Origin of the sequence: Rhizobium mayense (genome assembly GCF_030272705.1) — a bacterium.
GTDB lineage: Bacteria > Pseudomonadota > Alphaproteobacteria > Rhizobiales > Rhizobiaceae > Rhizobium > Rhizobium mayense.
Genome location: NZ_JARFYM010000082.1, coordinates 1 through 3,354 on the forward strand (window position 1 = coordinate 1; position 3,354 = coordinate 3,354).

The 3,354-nt window shown below is 52.2% G+C and carries 3 protein-coding genes and 1 pseudogene; 1 reads left to right on the forward strand and 3 read right to left on the reverse strand.

From position 1 onward, the window contains the following. Positions 1-192, forward strand: a pseudogene (locus PY649_RS34565) (hypothetical protein); the annotation flags it as partial. A gap of 77 nt (positions 193-269) precedes the next feature. Here PY649_RS34565 and PY649_RS34570 read toward each other — a convergent pair. From PY649_RS34570 to PY649_RS34580, 3 genes are all read right to left on the reverse strand, one after another. After that, on the reverse strand, positions 270-1,415 hold the full coding sequence (locus tag PY649_RS34570; protein WP_285873550.1) for an aldo/keto reductase: 1,146 nt from the start codon (positions 1,413-1,415) through the stop codon (positions 270-272). Between the two features lie 59 nt (positions 1,416-1,474). Beyond that, positions 1,475-2,803: an aKG-HExxH-type peptide beta-hydroxylase gene (locus PY649_RS34575; protein WP_285873552.1), complete on the reverse strand. Its 1,329-nt coding sequence runs from the start codon at positions 2,801-2,803 to the stop codon at positions 1,475-1,477. Between the two features lie 222 nt (positions 2,804-3,025). Next, entirely contained in the window at positions 3,026-3,217 is a 192-nt protein-coding gene (locus PY649_RS34580; protein WP_285873553.1) for a hypothetical protein, read from the reverse strand. Between the last annotated feature and the right edge of the window lie 137 nt (positions 3,218-3,354).

The following is a 3,354-nucleotide window of genomic DNA, read 5'->3' on the forward strand; positions in this document are numbered from 1 at the left end:
TGGCTTCGCACCGCAACCCGCCGCTACCGCCGCAAATACAGCAACCCAAAACCGCTGGAGCGAACTCAAAACTGGATAAAACTTGGGGGCAAGGTCACCGTTGCAGCAGATTTGATACCCATCAGGAACGGCGGAGCAGGCGAGCGGGTCGGGGAATCGATCCCCAGAGATCTCGTCTTGGTCGACGCGTAGGGTGAAATAACTCTTCGGCTGAAATCGGACCGCATTCCGGTTTCCTTGGGTATCGGTCGCTAGTGCAACGGCACCCTTTACTTCGCACCATCTAAAATAGCACTTACTATCTCGTTGTATGCTTCGGTATCTAGCGCACGACGATTGGACAGCGAAAGATTTTCTATAATATGTCTTCTGACGCTCATTCCAACTAACGCAACTGCCAGTCCTGGCGTAGAGCGCACGAATTGGAGCGCTCTTAAAGCGTCGGTCGCCAGCGAAGACATTCTATCTCTTACTGGGAGGGGAAGTCCGTCAGATAAGGCTCCTTGCATCAACGAAGCGCTTCCAAGAACAGCAAAGTTCAAATCGTTTGCCTCAAAGATAACTGGAAGGCCGTGGACAAGGCCCATATTAAACGGGATTTCAATGAACTTTAGTCTGTGCCCTTCACCGGCCACGCTTCGCGCCAGATCGACGAGCGTTTTGAGACGCAAGGTGTTGTCGTAAAGACCGGACCAAGTGGAAAACCCGTATTGTCCTATGGCGCCCTCAGATGCGGCCTTTTCCAGCACAGTGAAGGCAGACACTAGGTACCTCTCCGAGTTCGCGCCGTTCATACCTGAGAGCTGGCATTCGAGGTTGTGAAGGAGAAGAACATCGATCGTAGACACTCCAATGCGAAGTCTACTTTCATCGATCTGACTGCGCAAGCTGTCAGCGCCTCGCCTCTCCGAAGTACCGTTCCCAACATGACTCAATTTTGCTTCATGAGATGGGGACCTGGATTTGGTGATCACGACCACTCCGGATCTGTCTCCCCCCTGGGAAATAAATGATCGTAAAGCGTCACCGACAAAAGACTCCGAAAAATTCGATCCGTAGTTCGGTGCCGTGTCGATTACGTTCAATCCGCCTCGCAGGCAGAATGCAACGTTCTCCACATAGTCTTCTTGAACCGCCGATCCAATTGAAGTCCCCACGCCGAGTTTTGACAGCAGTAATCCTCCTGCTTCTGCATAAAATTCCGAACTGCCCGCTCCGTACAAAGAGGCATGGCGCGCTGTTCCCTCCAGAGTTGCGAAACCATCAATGATATCCGATTTATCCCGCGGCAATGTTGCTTTGTGAGGTCGAATTGGCTTGACATCTGTCGCGTTTGACAATGTCAAGAACCGCTGCTTCACAAATTCAATTTCACGGCGATCCACCACCTCACCGGAGGAGATCTTACGAAACACGGCAGCGATACCTGGATGTTGAAATCCAATCCTAGCCAACTGTATGATCCACGAAAAAACTAGGAGGTAAGAATTGGTGTGAGCGCCGAACTGGACCGTTCAACCATCTCGTTCACCATTGCTTCTGCTTGCGGCGTCGCCAACGTATAGCCGTCAGTTGACGCACCAAGAAGTGACATTGCTATCGCTCGACGCACCGCGGGGAAATTGTCGACGCATTCACCCGCCAAATACGCAATCGTTGCGGAGTTGCCCAAGCCAAGGTCGGTTAAGATGCGGTTTGTGCATTTCACTTCATCTTCAGCAATTCTATTCAGGGCTTCGCAATGGTCCATCATCCGTGATGGAACTGACTCGATTAAATTCGCCTCCTTTCGATAACGATCGATGAGGAGGTGAAGCCTTGCGCCGGTCGGTGCGGGGCTTTTTTCCACATCGTCTAGTGCGATTGCTAAAATATCGACAAAGCGCCGACCGGCTTCTCCCAGTTGACTCCATCCGACGGATCGAAGTTGCTCATACAAATAGCGCGCGCGCTGCGCAGCCTTGACGCTTCCAGAAATCGCAACGCCCATCGCGTCCCTGGGACCGAACTCACTCGGTTCTTCAAGCGCCTCTACAACCGATCCAAAAATGGCTAGGTAAACATAGACATGGTACGCGGCCATTGTTCGATGCAGGTCCCATTGATTACCTGGGGGCGTGTTCCAGGGAGAGTGAACCTTTGGGGAACTCACGAAGTCGTAACCTGGCTGCAGAATGGAATGAGTGTGCCTAAGATCATACAACTGTTGATGGAGAGCTTCGTGCAGCAGGTGCTCCGCAGTCCACCAAATATTCTTCAAAAATCGCCGACTTAGAAAGATTGTTCCGGTCAACCTAAATTCCGAGCTTGATGCCGTGCGCTTCCATGCGCCTCCATTGGCGAAGACAGCAACTACCTGCACATGTCTCAATGCATTGTAAGACGACTCCGGCATTACTTGCCGCAGTAACCCTGCCGCCGACCTTATGTACTCAACCTCCTCATCTGAGGGATCGACTAACTCTCCACCGTAATTCAGCCGAACAAGCTCAGCGTGCGCATGTCCAACTTCGGCAGTAGACCTATTATTCGTCCAGATCCAGGTGTCGTAAGGGGAGGGCAGCCTCACCCCACCGGCAAAGCCAAGTGGCTCATCTAATCCCCGAGACAGGTCATCCGCGACCAGGCTAAAAATGCGCTCACACTGGTCAATGGGAATACCGTATTCGATTCCAGTGTCGATGTATCTGCGAGCGTGTTCTATCGCGGCTCTTACCACGGTATCTCCCACCACGCGGTAGCGCTGATGCGCATTCGAACGCTGTAGCTCGTGCAGCAGGCGCGCTGCAGAGGGAACAGCCATTCCTAAGTTCCGGAGTCTTCGGCAAATGCACAGTTCAAGTTGATTTAGGATATAACTACTTTGAAATAGTGGAAACTCCGAAAGCAAATGGTCCCATGCCATTGCCTTTACATTCTCGCAGTCTCTCCGCGGCTCCATCGGGGCATCTCCGCTCATCCAATGTTCATCAAGTGGGGGAGTGCCACAAGATCCCGAGTGGCGCTCCGGCCCTGGATCCCGGTATTAACGAACTTTCGGTTTCTCCGGTTCAGGAACAGATTCATCATGATGCTCGTGATGTTGTTCCTGCATTGCTTCGTGTTCAAGTTCATCAAATTGTTGCTGGAGGCGGGCCAATTCGGAATCAGATAGCTTCGCAGACTGAATGAATTTATCGAGTACGCTCGGTGTCGAATTCTCAACATTCCGTTCCATGAGACTACTCCCCTTCTTAAGGCGGTTGTACTTCGCTCTGAACCGCGCCGGGTTTGCCGGAGGCCGTTTGGTTTAAGTTATGCGGCCATGGCTGGCGCGTCCAGCATGGCATAGTAACGTTCTTCGGCTTCGGCAGG

What these genes read in the sequence shown, in the direction of transcription:
- PY649_RS34575 (WP_285873552.1), bottom strand. Translation starts at nt 2,803, where the DNA reads ATGGCTGTTCCCTCTGCAGCGCGCCTGCTGCACGAGCTACAGCGTTCG.
- PY649_RS34580 (WP_285873553.1), bottom strand. Translation starts at nt 3,217, where the DNA reads ATGGAACGGAATGTTGAGAATTCGACACCGAGCGTACTCGATAAATTC.